General features: G+C 64.6%; 1 pseudogene. It reads left to right on the forward strand.

Annotation, left to right across the window (positions count from 1 at the left end):
- A pseudogene (dnrD, locus tag H2O73_RS24175) lies at positions 1 to 257 on the forward strand (Fnr/Crp family transcriptional regulator DnrD); the annotation flags it as partial.

The following is a 257-nucleotide window of genomic DNA, read 5'->3' on the forward strand; positions in this document are numbered from 1 at the left end:
GGTGCAGGTGCCATCGGCCGAGGTGCTCAATGTCATGCGCTCCCATCCGGAGGTCTGCATCGCCATCCTGTCCTCGACCTTTGCGCATCTGCACGCGCTTGTAGCGGAGGTGGAGCAGCTCAAGGCCCGCTCCGGAGCGCAGCGCGTCGCGCAGTTCCTGTTGTCGCTCGTGACCTGCGATGAAGGGAGCTGCCGCGTGATGCTGCCCTATGACAAGATCCTGATCGCGGGGCGCATCGGGATGAAGCCCGAAAGCC

The organism is Vibrio marinisediminis (assembly GCF_014050145.1).
Classification (GTDB): Bacteria; Pseudomonadota; Gammaproteobacteria; order Enterobacterales; family Vibrionaceae; genus Vibrio; species Vibrio marinisediminis.